The 14,211-nt window shown below is 61.6% G+C and carries 7 protein-coding genes and 1 pseudogene; 7 read left to right on the plus strand and 1 reads right to left on the minus strand.

Translation table 11 applies throughout. The features are described from left to right. From lpdA to RX329_RS14455, 6 genes and pseudogenes are all read left to right on the plus strand, one after another. A complete protein-coding gene (lpdA, locus tag RX329_RS14430; protein WP_317246025.1) occupies nt 1-1,713 on the plus strand; it encodes a dihydrolipoyl dehydrogenase in 1,713 nt (570 codons plus the stop codon). A 17-nt stretch (nt 1,714-1,730) separates the two neighbouring features. After that, a complete protein-coding gene (locus tag RX329_RS14435) occupies nt 1,731-3,260 on the plus strand; it encodes an acyl-CoA carboxylase subunit beta (RefSeq protein ID WP_219679306.1) in 1,530 nt (509 codons plus the stop codon). A gap of 8 nt (nt 3,261-3,268) precedes the next feature. Beyond that, nucleotides 3,269-5,284: an acetyl/propionyl/methylcrotonyl-CoA carboxylase subunit alpha gene (locus RX329_RS14440; RefSeq protein WP_317246026.1), complete on the plus strand. Its 2,016-nt coding sequence runs from the start codon at nt 3,269-3,271 to the stop codon at nt 5,282-5,284. A gap of 110 nt (nt 5,285-5,394) precedes the next feature. Then, a pseudogene (locus tag RX329_RS14445) lies at nt 5,395-7,268 on the plus strand (methylmalonyl-CoA mutase family protein). A 34-nt stretch (nt 7,269-7,302) separates the two neighbouring features. Beyond that, the gene (scpA, locus tag RX329_RS14450; RefSeq protein ID WP_317246411.1) at nt 7,303-9,477 is read left to right on the plus strand and encodes a methylmalonyl-CoA mutase; all 2,175 of its coding nucleotides are present in this window, start codon (nt 7,303-7,305) and stop codon (nt 9,475-9,477) included. 159 nt (nt 9,478-9,636) lie between these two features. After that, the gene (locus tag RX329_RS14455; RefSeq protein ID WP_317246027.1) at nt 9,637-10,176 is read left to right on the plus strand and encodes an FAD-dependent oxidoreductase; all 540 of its coding nucleotides are present in this window, start codon (nt 9,637-9,639) and stop codon (nt 10,174-10,176) included. A gap of 877 nt (nt 10,177-11,053) precedes the next feature. Here the strand turns inward: RX329_RS14455 and RX329_RS14460 are convergent. Further along, the gene (locus RX329_RS14460) at nt 11,054-11,524 is read right to left on the minus strand and encodes a MarR family winged helix-turn-helix transcriptional regulator (RefSeq protein WP_038944656.1); all 471 of its coding nucleotides are present in this window, start codon (nt 11,522-11,524) and stop codon (nt 11,054-11,056) included. 419 nt (nt 11,525-11,943) lie between these two features. On the opposite strand from RX329_RS14460, the gene RX329_RS14465 reads away from it, so the two are divergent. After that, nucleotides 11,944-14,202 carry a xanthine dehydrogenase family protein molybdopterin-binding subunit gene (locus RX329_RS14465; protein ID WP_317246028.1) on the plus strand — a complete coding sequence of 753 codons (2,259 nt, stop codon included), beginning with the start codon at nt 11,944-11,946 and terminating at the stop codon, nt 14,200-14,202. The last annotated feature ends 9 nt before the right edge of the window (nt 14,203-14,211 follow it).

Below are 14,211 nucleotides of genomic sequence, written 5' to 3' on the forward strand. Positions count from 1 at the left end.
ATGCGGACAGAGGAAATCCGGGTCCCCGACATCGGGGATTTCCGAGACGTCGAAGTCGTCGAGGTCCACGTCAGGGCGGGCGACGTCGTCGTGCGGGAACAGGCGTTGATCACAGTGGAATCCGACAAGGCCACGCTGGAGATTCCGTCGCCGATCGCAGGGGTGATCACGAGCATGTCGCTGCGTGTTGGAGACAAGGTGTCTCAAGGCTCCATGATTGGCACGGCGTGGGCGTCGGACGAAGCGGGCGCGCAAGGCGAGACGATCTCGGCGGATCAGGATGTTGGCCAGCGCGCAACAGATTATACGCGCTACGATCTTGTCGTGATCGGAGGCGGGCCGGGCGGCTATTCAGCAGCGTTTCGGGCCGCAGACCTTGGACTGAACACCGCGATCGTCGAACGATACGGCACCTTGGGCGGAGTTTGCCTGAACGTTGGATGTATCCCGTCGAAGGCGCTGCTTCATGTTGCGGCCGTCAAGGAGGAAGCCGAACGGATCGCGGACAAGGGCATTCGCTTCGCCGCGCCGCAGATCGATCTGCAGGAGCTGCGCGCCTTCAAGCACGGCACCGTCAAGAAGCTGACGGATGGGCTGAGCCAGATGGCGGCAGCGCGCCGCGTCACGGTGATCCGCGGCATCGCGAAATTCGCCTCCGCCATGCGGCTCGAGATTGTCGGTGAGGGGGCAGGCTCGCAGCAAATTGAATTTGGTCAATGCATCATCGCCACGGGCTCGCGCGCGGTGCAGCTGGCGGTGCTTCCCAAGGACGCGCGGGTGGTGACCTCGACCGGCGCGCTCGCGCTGCGAAGCATTCCGGGCCGCATGCTCGTGATCGGAGCGGGGATCATCGGGCTGGAGATGGCGACCGTCTACAGCTCGCTCGGCGCCAAGATCAATCTTGTCGAAAGGCTTCCCGATATCCTGGCGGGCGTGGATGCCGACGCGGTGAAGATCTGGCGTTCGCGCAACGCGCATCGCTTCGAGCATATCGACGTCGCAAGCAGCGTATCAACCGCCGAAATCACGCCGGACGGCGTGAGGGTCGGTACCACAGGCGCATCGGTACGGACACGATCGTACGATTTGGTGTTGCAATCGGCCGGCCGTGTTCCCAACAGTAGCGAGCTCGGCCTCGAACGGATCGACGTTGCCATCGATTCGAACGGCTTCATTCAGGTCGACGAGCAGATGAGAACGACGGCGCGCAACGTCTTCGCCATCGGCGACGTCGTCGGCGGTTCGATGCTGGCGCACAAGGCCGTTCACGAGGGGCACGTCGCCGCGGAAGTAGCTGCCGGGAAGCCGGCGGCCTTTACCGCGAAGATCGTCCCCAATGTCGCCTACACCGATCCTGAGATCGCCTGGGTCGGCAAGTCCGAGCGTGATGTCGCCGAATCCGGACGGAAGATCCGTTCGGCAAAATTCCCATGGGCCGCGTCCGGCCGGGCCATCGCGTCGGGCGCGTCCTATGGCATGACGAAGCTGCTGTTCGACGCCGAAACCGGTCGCATCGTCGGGGGCGTGATCGTCGGACCGCATGCCGGCGATATGATCGGGGAAATCTGTCTCGCTATCGAAATGGGGGCTGACGCGATCGATATCGGAAAGACCATTCACCCGCATCCGACCCTCGGCGAGACGATCGGCATGGCTGCCGAAGTCCATGAGGGCATTTGCACCGACCTGCCTCCAATCGCCAGAAAGCGGTAGATCAGTTGGCCCAATCGATGTCCGTTATCGAGGCCCTTGAACAACGTCGCGCCGGCGCCAAGCTCGGCGGCGGCGAGAAGCGTATCGACGCGCAGCATGCGCGCGGCCGCCTCACCGCGCGGGAGCGGATCGATCTACTGCTCGACAAGCATTCGTTCGAGGAGATGGACATGTTCGTCCAGCACCGCTCGACCGAATTCGGGATGGAGAAGACCAAGATTCCGGGAGACGGCGTGGTCACCGGCTGGGGCACCGTCAACGGCCGCAAAACCTTTGTCTTCGCCAAAGACTTCACGGTGTTCGGCGGTTCGCTGTCGGAGACCCACGCTCTGAAAATTACAAAATTGCAGGACATGGCGATGAAGGCGCGCGCGCCCATCATCGGCCTCTACGACGCGGGCGGCGCCCGCATCCAGGAAGGCGTGGCCGCGCTCGCCGGCTATTCCTACGTGTTCCGCCGCAACGTGCTCGCCTCGGGCGTGATCCCGCAGATATCGGCGATCATGGGCCCCTGCGCCGGCGGCGACGTCTATTCGCCTGCGATGACCGACTTCATCTTCATGGTGAAGAATACCAGTTACATGTTCGTCACCGGCCCCGACGTCGTGAAGACCGTGACCAACGAGGTGGTTACGGCGGAAGAACTCGGCGGCGCCTCGGTGCACGCCACGCGCTCCTCGATCGCGGACGGTGCGTTCGAGAACGACGTCGAGACGCTGTTGCAGATGCGGCGGCTGATCGACTTCCTGCCGTCCAACAACACAGACGGCGTGCCGGAATGGCCGAGCTTCGACGACATCGAGCGGGTCGACATGTCCCTGGACACGCTGATCCCCGACAATCCGAACAAGCCCTACGACATGAAGGAGCTGATCCTGAAAGTCGTGGACGAAGGCGATTTCTTCGAGATCGCGGAGAGCTTTGCCAAGAACATCGTCACGGGTTTCGGCCGCATCGCCGGCCGCACCGTCGGCTTCGTCGCCAACCAGCCGATGGTGCTGGCCGGCGTGCTCGACAGCGACGCATCGCGCAAGGCGGCGCGCTTCGTTCGTTTCTGCGACGCCTTCAACATCCCGATCGTGACCTTCGTCGACGTGCCGGGCTTCCTGCCGGGCACCGCGCAGGAATATGGCGGCCTGATCAAGCACGGCGCGAAACTCCTGTTCGCCTATTCGCAATGCACCGTGCCGCTCGTGACCATCATCACCCGCAAGGCCTATGGCGGCGCCTTCGACGTCATGGCCTCCAAGGAGATCGGCGCCGACATGAACTACGCCTGGCCGACCGCGCAGATCGCGGTGATGGGTGCCAAGGGTGCGGTCGAGATCATCTTCCGCAGCGACATCGGCGACCCCGACAAGATCGCGGCCCGCACCAAGGAATACGAAGATCGCTTCCTGTCACCCTTCATCGCCGCCGAGCGCGGCTATATCGACGACGTCATCATGCCGCATGCAACGAGGCGCCGCATCGCACGGGCGCTGGCCATGCTGGGTGACAAGAAGATGGAAATTCCGGCCAAGAAGCACGACAACATTCCGTTGTAGGAAGAGCTGTGTTCAAGAAGATTCTGATCGCCAATCGCGGCGAAATCGCCTGCCGGGTCATCAAGACCGCGCGCCGCATGGGAATTGAGACGGTTGCGGTCTATTCCGAAGCCGACCGCGACGCCCTCCATGTCGAGATGGCCGACGAGGCCGTGCTGATCGGCCCGCCCGCCGCGGCGGAGAGCTACCTGGTCATCGAGAAGATCGTCGAGGCCTGCCGCAAGACGGGCGCGCAGGCCGTGCATCCCGGCTACGGCTTCCTGTCCGAGCGCGAGGCGTTTCCGCGCGCGCTGGAGGCGGCCGGCATCGTCTTCATCGGCCCGAACCCGGGCGCGATCGCGGCGATGGGCGACAAGATCGAGTCGAAGAAGGCGGCAGCCAAGGCCAAGGTCTCGACCGTGCCGGGCTATCTCGGCGTCATCGAGGACGACAAGCACGCGGTCAAGATCGCCGACGAGATCGGCTATCCCGTGATGATCAAGGCATCCGCCGGCGGTGGCGGCAAGGGCATGCGCATCGCGCATTCGACCTCGGAGGTCGCGGAAGGGTTCAATCTCGCCAAGGCCGAGGCCAAGGCCTCGTTCGGCGACGACCGCGTCTTCGTCGAGAAGTTCATCGTCGATCCCCGTCACATCGAGATCCAGGTGCTGGGCGACAAGCACGGCAATGTCGTCTATCTCGGCGAGCGCGAATGCTCGATCCAGCGCCGCAACCAGAAGGTCATCGAGGAGGCGCCGTCGCCGCTGCTCGACGAAGCCACCCGGCGAAAGATGGGCGAGCAGGCGGTCGCGCTGGCCAAGGCCGTGAACTACGATTCCGCCGGCACCGTCGAGTTCGTCGCGGGCCAGGACAAGAGCTTCTACTTCCTGGAGATGAACACGCGTCTCCAGGTCGAGCATCCCGTCACCGAGCTCGTCACCGGCGTCGACCTCGTCGAGCAGATGATCCGCGTCGCCGCCGGCGAAAAGCTCGCGCTGACGCAGAAGGACGTCACGCTGACCGGCTGGGCGGTGGAATCGCGCCTCTATGCCGAAGACCCGTTCCGTAACTTCCTGCCCTCGATCGGGCGGCTGGTGAAGTATCGGCCGCCGGCGGAAGTGAGCAAGGACGGCATCACCGTGCGCAACGACACCGGCGTGCAGGAGGGCGGCGAGATCTCGATCCATTACGATCCGATGATCGCAAAGCTCGTCACCCATGCGCCGTCGCGCGCGGCCGCGATCGAGGCGCAGGCGACCGCGCTGGACTCGTTCTACGTCGACGGCATCCGCCACAATATCCCGTTCCTGTCGGCGCTGATGCATCATCCGCGCTGGCGCGAGGGGCGGCTGTCGACCGGCTTCATTGCCGAGGAATTCCCCAAGGGCTTTGCGGTGCGCGTACCCGAAGGCGAGGTCGCCCGGCGCATCGCCGCGGTCGGCGCCGCCATCGATCACGTGCTGGGTGAGCGCAAGCGGCAGATCTCGGGTCAGATGGGCGGCCGCATCGTGCAGCGCGAGCGTCGCCGCGCGGTCTGGCTCGACCGTCAGGAGATCCAGCTCGAGGTCGCTCGCGAGGGCGACGCGATCGCGGTGCGCTTCGTCGACGCCGAGGGTAAGGCCGGCAATTCGCATCTGTTGGCCTCGCCGTGGAAACCGGGCGATCCGGTCTGGCAGGGCACCATCGATGGCCACTTCGTCGCGGTGCAGGCGCGCCCGATCGCCAACGGCATCCGCCTCGCGCATCAGGGCGTCGAGGTGCCGGTCTATGTCTGGACCGAAGCGGAAGCGACCTCGGCGCGGCTGATGCCGGTGGCGACGGCCGCCGATACCGGCAAGAAGCTGCTTTGTCCGATGCCCGGGCTGATCGTCTCGATCGCGGTAACGGAGGGGCAGGAGGTCAAGGCCGGCGAGACGCTCGCGGTGGTCGAAGCCATGAAGATGCAGAACGTGCTCCGCGCCGAGCAGGACGGCACCGTGAAGAAGATCCACGCCAGTGCCGGTGCGACGCTCGCGGTCGACGCGCTGATTTTGGAGTTTTCCTGAATACCGCAAGAGGCGACCTGAGATGGGCAGCCTGACTGCAGGAATTCCGGTTACTTCCAGGCAGAAGTCATGTTGGGCAGCTCGGCGTCACTTGGGATTAGGTGGACTTGATGAAAACCGAACGGTTGGCATTGGCATCGGGCTTTGCGCCTGCTTCACGCCAGGACTGGCACAAGCTGGTTGATGGCGTGCTAAAGGGAGCGCCGTTCGAAAAGCTGATTGGTAGGACGTACGACGACTTGAGAATCGAGCCGATTTATCTCCGCGCGAAAGACATTGCACTAGTCGACGGGCGGGCACCCGCGGCACCTTGGCAGATCATGCAGCGCATCGATCATCCAGACGCGGTGACGGCCAATAGGCAGGCCCTTCACGATCTGGAGAATGGGGCGACGGGCCTGGCGCTCGTCTTTGCCGGCGCCAACAGCAGCCGCGGGTTCGGTCTCGATCAAACGGTAGGTACCGTCGCCAAAGCTTTAAAGGACGTCCACCTTGATGCCGGCATCGGGATTGAACTCCAAATTGGTACAGACGGGCGACCGCGATCCATGTTGCGGAATATGTGAAGTCGGTCGGTCTCGATCCTGCCGTCTGCGACATTCGATTTGGGCTCGATCCGCTGGGCGCGTGCGCCCTAAGCGGACGCAGTCCATACACTTGGGAAGAAATCGCACGGAACGTTGCCAGCACGATCAAAGGGCTTGTAACGCTGGGGTTCAAGGGGCCGTTTGCCGCGAGCGACGGGCGTATCGTTCATGACGCCGGCGGCTCAGAAGTGCAGGAGCTTGCCTTTGTGCTCGCCTGCGGCGTGGCATATCTGCACGCTATGGAGGCAGCGCGCATTCCGCTGGATCAAGCGCGAAGTATGATCTATGCGCGACTCACTGCTGACGCCGACCAGTTTTTGACTATGGCTAAATTCCGCGCGTTGCGACTCCTCTGGGCGCGCATCGAATCGGTGTGCGATGTGGCGCCGAGGCCGCTGTTCATTGCGGCTGACACGTCCTGGCGCATGTTGACCCGGCGCGATCCCTACGTAAACATGTTGCGCGCTACCTTGGCTACATTCTCTGCGGGAATCGCCGGTGCCAATGCGATCACAGTCCTGCCGCACACGTTGGCGCTCGGCCTTCCAGACTCGTTTGCCCGGCGCGTGGCCCGCAACACGCAGCTTCTGCTGCTGGAGGAAAGCAATCTTGCCAAGGTTAGCGATCCTGCCGCAGGTGCTGGCGGCATTGAGGCGCTAACAACGGAGCTTTGCGACGCGGCCTGGAGGAGTTTTCAAGAGACTGAAAATGCGGGCGGCATTTTTGCCGCTCTACAGCAAGGAACGCTTCAGGCGAAGATCACAGCTACACGCGCAGCGCGCTGTGCAAATCTCGCGAAACGCAGCGACCCGCTGACCGGAGTGAGCGAGTTCGCAAACCTTGGCGAAGGCGCAGCGGCGGTACTAAGCGTAAGACCGATGGCTCTTCCGCTTAGCTTTGATCAGAAGTTCGTATTCGACCCACTGCCGCCGATCCGGCTTGCGGAACCGTTCGAATCGCTCCGCGATAAGTCCGATGCGATATTGAAGCTACTCGGCGCGCGGCCGCGAGTGTTTCTTGCTAATCTCGGCACACCGACCGACTTTACGGCCCGCGCGACATTCGCCAAGAGCTTCTTCGAAGCGGGAGGAATTGAGGCTATCGACGGCGCCGGCTTCGCCGACCCAGCCGAGCTTGCCCTCGCATTCACGGGCTCTGGTGCCGAACTTGCCTGCCTTTGCTCCAGCGATAAGATCTATGCGGAGTGCGCCGAAATCTCCGCCCACGCGCTTCAGCAAGTCGGAGCTAGGCACATCTATTTGGCGGGACTTCCCTCTCTATCCGAGCCCGCGTTTCGGCGGGCTGGCATCTGCAGCTTTATTCACGTCAGTTGCGACGCCTTGGCAACGCTAAATGCCGCTTACAACCGGATCCAAAACCCGAAGGTTTCCGGATAATCGACAATCGAACGCGAACACTCAGATGTCATCCATCAGCGTTATCCCGAATTTTGCAAGTATTGCTTTCGAAAGGTGCTCGGTCGCCGCTTCTTCCGTTTCCGTCGATCCGTGGGTGACTCCGGAGGGCATTCCGGTCAAGTCGGCATACGGAGAAGCAGATATCGCCGGGCTCGATTTCCTTGAGACCTGGCCAGGCATCGCGCCGTTCCTGCGCGGTCCCTACCCGACCATGTATGTCAACCAGCCCTGGACGGTCCGGCAATATGCCGGCTTCTCCACGGCGGAGGATTCCAACGCGTTCTACCGCCGTAACCTCGCGGCCGGACAGAAGGGCCTCTCGGTCGCCTTCGATCTCGCCACCCACCGCGGCTATGACTCCGATCATCCGCGCGTCGGCGGCGACGTCGGCATGGCCGGCGTCGCCATCGATTCCATCTACGACATGCGCACGCTGTTCGCAGGGATTCCGCTCGACCAGATGAGCGTGTCCATGACCATGAACGGCGCAGTGCTGCCGATCCTCGCGCTCTACGTCGCGGCTGCCGAGGAACAGGGCGTGCCGCCGGAGAAGCTCTCGGGGACCATTCAGAACGACATTCTGAAAGAGTTCATGGTGCGCAACACCTACATCTATCCGCCTGCGCCCTCGATGCGGATCATCTCGGACATTTTTGCGTATACCTCGCAAAAAATGCCGAAATACAATTCGATCTCGATCTCGGGCTATCACATGCAAGAGGCCGGCGCGACGCAGGACCTCGAGCTCGCCTATACGCTCGCTGACGGCGTCGAATATCTGCGTGCCGGCCTCGCCGCCGGTCTCGATGTCGACCGCTTCGCGCCGCGGCTGTCGTTCTTCTGGGCGACCGGGATGAACTTCTTCATGGAAGTGGCCAAGATGCGCGCCGCGCGGCTGCTCTGGGCGAAGCTGCTGAAGCCTTTCAATCCGAAGGATCCGCGCTCGCTGTCACTGCGCACGCATTGCCAGACCTCCGGCTGGTCGCTGACCGCGCAGGACGTCTTCAACAACGTGATGCGCACGACTGTGGAAGCGATGGCGGCGACGCAAGGCCACACCCAGTCGCTGCACACCAATGCGCTCGACGAGGCGCTCGCTTTGCCGACCGACTTTTCGGCGCGCATCGCCCGCAACACGCAGCTGTTCCTGCAGCACGAGAGCGGCACCACCCGCATCATCGATCCCTGGGGCGGCTCGTATTATGTCGAGCGGCTGACGCGCGACCTCGCCGCCAAGGCCTGGGGCCACATCCAGGAGGTCGAGGAGCTCGGGGGTATGGCCAAGGCGATCGAGGCCGGCGTACCGAAGCTGCGCATCGAGGAAGCCTCGGCCAAGACCCAGGCCCGCATCGACGCCGGCAAGCAGGCGGTGATCGGCGTCAACAAATACAAGCCGACGGACGAAGCTCCGATCGATATCCTCAAGGTCGACAATACCAATGTCCGCCGGCTCCAGATCGACAAGCTGACGCGGCTGAAGTCCGAACGCAACCAAAAGGACGTCGAGGCCGCGCTCGCCGCGCTGACGCGCTCGGCGGGCGAAGGCAACGGCAATCTGCTGGCGCTGGCCATCGACGCTGCGCGCGCGAAGGCAACCGTCGGCGAGATCTCGGACGCGATGGAGAAGGTGTTCGGCCGGCACCGCGCCGAGATCAAATCCATCACCGGCGTCTACAAGCGGGAGGCGTCCAGCATGGGTAACCGGGTCGAGAAGGTTCAGGCGCTGATCGACGCCTTCGAGGAGGCGGAAGGCCGCCGTCCGCGCATCCTGGTCGCAAAAATCGGTCAGGACGGTCACGACCGCGGCCAGAAGGTGATCGCGTCGGCCTTCGCCGATATCGGCTTCGACGTCGACATTGGGCCGCTGTTCGCGACCGCCGACGAAGCCGCGCGCCAAGCGGTCGAGAACGACGTCCACATCCTCGGCGTCTCCTCGCTTGCCGCCGCCCACCTCACCGCAGTGCCGGAGCTCAAGGCCGCGCTGAAGAAGCAGGGCCGCGACGACATCATGATCATCGTCGGCGGCGTGGTGCCGCCACAGGATTACGATGCGCTCTACGCGGCCGGCGCGGAAGCCATCTTCCCGCCGGGCACGGTGATCGCGGACGCGGCCGAGGAGCTGATCCAGAAGCTCAATGCTCGGCTCGGGCACAGTGAGGCGGCATATAGTAAGCGCCACGGCAGATAGTAACGGCGTATCGGTCCAGATTGAAAGCTCAAAGCCGGGGCGTCGAACGTACGATTTGATCCTGCAGTCCGCAGGCAAAGTGCCTAACAGCGCAAATCTGGGCTTGGAGAAGATTGGTGTAAGATGCGACGCAAAGGTTTCGTTGCAGTCAATAGGCAAATGCGGACGAATTTGCCTCATATTTTCGCGATCGGCGATGTCGCGGGTAACCCGATGCTCGCCCATAAGGCGGTTCACGAGGGGCATGTCGCGGCAGAAGCGGCTGCCGGGCTCAAGAGCTTCTTTGACGCGAAGATCGTCCCGAACGTCGCCTACACTGATCCTGAGGTGGCCTGGGTTGGCATCATGGAACATGAAGCGGCCTCCTCAGGCAGGCACGTTAGATCCGCGAAGTTTCCGTGGGCTGCCTCGGGCAGAGCGATCGCCTCGGGCGCGTCTTATGGCATGAACAAGCTGATCATCGACCAAGAGACGCACCGCATCATCGGCGGTGTGAACGTTGGCCCGCACGCTGGCGACATGATTGGAGAAATCTGCCTGGCGATCGAGATGGGCGCCGATGCAATTGATCTCAGCAAGACCATCCATCCGCATCCGACGTTCGGAGAGACAATAGGCCTGGCTGGCGAAGTGTATGAAGGTGTTTGCACGGATGTGTTGCCGGGTCCGAAGAGATCGACCAAGCGCGCGAGCCACTAGAAATCCAAAAACCTGAGCCGGCATCAGGTGCCTCGCTGCCGTTCGTTCATAGGGGACCCGAATATGGCGGGGAGTTCTCGCAGGGAAGTAAAGGTACCTTTGAGCGTTCAAGAGGAGGAATTTGCCGCGGCATGTCGAGACTTCGTTCTGGAGACGAAACCTGATCTCGCGGCATCCATCGTCATTGTAGACAACCAGCTCAGGATTGTGAACGATCCGCATGTTCGGCTCGCGTTTGTAGAACTTGGTCTTGCCAGATTGGTACGAGTTCTACATCTCGCAATCGAGGGCAAGGCGATTGCGCTCAAAAGAGTGCCAAGACTCCTGTTCGACCTGGCGAGCTATAGAAGGAAGATACTCCGCGCGCTAGGTAGGGACGATTGAGGACAGCCCCTCGGGTCACTAGCACGATTCATTCAGCGCGCAGAGTCATGGAATAGGTACTCATCGACGCAACGGGGACCGGCAGTCATCCCTTGGCAGGAGATTCGGATCTCTGAATTGCAAAGGCGGGTACGGCGGTGCGGGCATTGCGAGATCGGAGCCGGGCGATGAAATGAACCGGACGCGTGGAGCCTGGTGATCGGGACCTTCCAAGTCTCGCGCGCGCTCTTTGTCGTGCTGTCGAAATCGTACGACCCGTCAAATGCGGGAAACGGTGCGGAGAGATGCCGACTTCAGCACAAAATGCGGTCTGACATGTACGATAGTATTGCTGCCGGAGGTCGTTCGTTGGGTTTCTACGATCGAATTCCGCATTCGGCGTCTGCGAAAGATTTGCGATCTTTCGTTTTCCTCCCTCTACTCGGCCCGGCGCGATCGCCGGGCCCTTTTTCTCGGCTGCTGACGATATCTAGTGCCGCTCGAAGCCGGTTGATCAGCGTCGTATGATCTTCTTCAAGATTTCGGTGAGCGCTCGAAATTCATCTTGGGTCAGCGGAGCGAATGTCTCGCCGGAAATCTCGCCAATAGTTTCAATCGCTGCGTCCGCTATCCGTCTTCCCTTCTCGGTCAAATCTATCTCGCGTCGCCGAGGATCCAGAGGGTCTTTGGAGCTCTTGATGAGGCCGCGAGATTTCAGGCGATTGATAACGCCGGTGATGGTCGCCGAATCATAATGAATTAGCCGTCCTAAGTGGTTTTGCGAGCAAGGGCCTACCTCCTTCAATTTCGCTAGCGTCGAGAATTGGGGCCCCGTTAATTCTTCAATCATCTTAGCGGCAAAGATGGACGTGTGAGTACGGAGCGCGACTCGCAACAAAAAGCCCGGTGCGTCATCCAGCCGGTACGAATCTATAGCTTCTTTCACTTTCCCGGCCGCGCGCGGCTTTGTCTTGGGTTGCACCACTTTTTGCTTCCTTGCCGTAGGTTGCCTCAGTTCAAGAAATACAGGCCTCAAGCTCCGAAGGTCTCCGGTGCCGGCCGATTGTCTACATTTCCCGACCTAGGAAATCCATCTTTGTTCGACTTCATTCTGTTTAATGCGATTTGCTTCGTTGAGAGCCCCGGAAGTGGCTCGCTTCGATGCGTCCGTCGTTCGCATATCGAAATCCGCTCCGCCTAAGAGGCAAACCCATTCTCGCACGCGCTGGGCTAGACCGATTCGCTCCGGCTTGCCTCCGATCACGGGAAGAGAACATCTAATACTTGCAAGCAAGTGCAGCACTTGCATACAAGTGATAAATGTTGTAGTGTCCTAAGATTGCTCCCCGGACCTTGGCTTCACGCCTTACGGACCGGCGCACCAAAGTACCATCGGATTTGCGTATGTCGGCGATTGACAACATGAGTTCCGTTCGGCCCGACCTGATCGAAAAGGTTACGGGCCGGGCCGAGTACGTTACCGACCTGACGGTTCCGGGGATGCTGCATGGGTTTGTGGTTCGCTCGCCAGCCATTCATGCCCGCATCGCTTCTATCGATTCGAGCGTTGCACGGGCCATGGACGGCGTTGTGGACGTGCTGATCGGCGAAGACGTCGCCTCGTTCGGTAACTGGGGCGTTGTGCTTAAAGACCGGCCGATCATTGCGACCGACCGCGTGAGATATGTGGGCGAACCCGTCGCCGTGGTGATCGCGGAGACAATCGAGATCGCAGAAAACGCCGCAGAACTAGTCGATGTGGGATACGATGACCTTCCGCGCGCAACGACCATCCAGGAAGCCCTGGCGGAAGAAGCGCCGCTCATCCACGAGCGCCATGAAAATCTGGAAGACTTTTATTTCAAGGGCGGCGCCCGGCCGACCCAGAACACCAACATTTTCCACACTTACCGGAACAACGTCGGAGACGTTGACGCGGCGGAGGCGACCGCAGCGTATATCCACGAAGATCGCTTCACTTTCCCGGCCATTTCTCACTTCGCAATGGAGCCGCATGCGGTCATTGCGGATTTCCAGCGGGACTCTCTGACGGTTTGGGCAGGTGCACAAACGCCGACCGCTGTTCAGAAAGTGCTATCGCGCCTCTTCGGGCTGCAACTGGCCAAGGTCCGGGTGATCGTTCCGTTTGTCGGCGGAGGGTTTGGCGGCAAGGCCTCGGTGAAGATTGAGCCTTTGGTCGCCGCTGCTTCGTGGAAGGTGCAACGCCCGGTCCGGATTGCCCAATCCATAGCTGAATCGATGCTCACGTGCAGAAGGTTGGGCGCCGACATCACGATTCGAACGGCTGTGGACGCCAACGGACGGATCCTCGCCAAGAGCGCCAAACTGCTGCTCGATGGCGGGGCATATTCCGACACAGGCTCGGCCGTCGCCACTAAAGCGGCAAATCGCATCATGGGCCCCTACGCGGTGCCCAATCTGCGTCTTGAGGCCTGCGCGGTCTACACGAACACCGTTCCAGGTGCGGCGTTCCGCTCGATCGGGGGGCCGCAAGCTGTTTGGGCCAAAGAATCGCACATGGATAATGTCGCGGCGGCAATCGGCATGGATCCGTCCGAGTTTCGGTTGCGGAATTTGGCGTCCCGCGGTGAGCGCATCCGCCCCGATTTGCGGGCGTTCGATATGGATATGAGTGAGCTGATGGGCCGAGTGACCCAGTCGTTCGCATCGGAGGTGAAGGCCTCCAACCGGCAAGCGCGCGGATTGGCAGTCGCCGCGACCGATCCGGCCAATACGCCGATTAGTAACGCGATCGTACGTCTCAAGATCGACGGGTCGATCCTCGTTTCGGTCTCCAGCATTGAAGTCGGCCAGGGCGCGCACGCGACCATGGCGCGCATCGCATCGCAGACCTTGAAGCAGCCAGCCTCCGCGGTAACCGTCTTGCGCACCGATACGGCCGTCGCCCCTTACGACTGGGGCACAGGCGCAAGCCGATCGACCGTGGTCGTCGGCCTTTCCATCGAGAATGCCGCACTCGACGCAGCCGATCAGATACTCGAAATGGTTGCTGATGTTTGGGAGCTTCCCCGGGAGAACCTCTCGCTTGTTGAGGGCGGTGTCACGACCGGATCCGAGGTTCTCACTTTCCACCAGATTTTTCACCGCACGCTGGGTGTCGATTCGGGAGAGGTCATCGGCCGCGGCGCGATTACGCCACGCTCGAAGAAGGGCGCCCTGGTTGAGTCCCCTCTGTTCTGGGAGACTTCCGCGGGCCTCGCTGAAATCATTGTCGATGAAGACACCGGCGAGATCCATGTCACCCGATATGCCAGCGCCGCTGACGTCGGCCGCGTGATCAATCGCGTTGCGGCGGAAGGGCAGGACGAGGGGGCTGCAATCATGGGCCTCGGACACGCACTTTATGAAGTGCTGGAGTTCGAGGATGGCCAGCCGGTCAATGCGACGCCGATCGATTATTCGATACCGCGCATCTCCGACGTTCCCCCCATGTTTGACACCATCCTTGTCGAAAACGGCGACGGTCCCGGTCCAGGCGGCGCCAAGGGAATGGGCGAGGGAGCGATCCTTCCGGTCGCGCCCGCGATCGCCAATGCGCTGTTCTCCGCCTACGGCATTCGGATCACCGAGCTGCCAATGACGCCCGAAAAGGTATGGCGCGCCCTGCAGAAGAGGAACTGAATTCATGGA

Source organism: Bradyrhizobium sp. BWC-3-1, assembly GCF_032917965.1.
GTDB lineage: Bacteria > Pseudomonadota > Alphaproteobacteria > Rhizobiales > Xanthobacteraceae > Bradyrhizobium > Bradyrhizobium canariense_D.